The 284-nt window shown below is 71.5% G+C and carries 1 pseudogene; it reads left to right on the top strand.

Annotated elements, in window-relative coordinates:
* Positions 1–253: pseudogene (gene gudD, locus ACLBXP_RS26005) on the top strand (glucarate dehydratase); the annotation flags it as partial.
* Positions 254–284: the final 31 nt, after the last annotated feature.

Below are 284 nucleotides of genomic sequence, written 5' to 3'. Positions count from 1 at the left end.
CACGGCGATCGACACGCACTGGATCTGGCAGGACGGTCAGCGGCTGACCAGGGAGCCGCTGGCGATCCGCGGCGGCCTCGTGCGGGTGCCGGAACGGCCGGGCCTCGGCATCGAGATCGACTGGACGGGGCTCGAGGCGGCCCACCAGCTCTACCGGGACCACGGCCTCGGCGCCCGCGACGACGCGGCGGGGATGCAGTTCCTGATCCCCGGCTGGACCTTCGACAACAAGCGCCCCTGCCTCGTCCGCTGAGCCGACGTTTCACGGAGTTCCCGTCATGGAC

Source organism: Methylobacterium sp. A54F (genome assembly GCF_053346035.1).
Note: the sequence above shows the minus strand (reverse complement) of the source record. Positions and strands in the feature narration are given on the sequence as shown.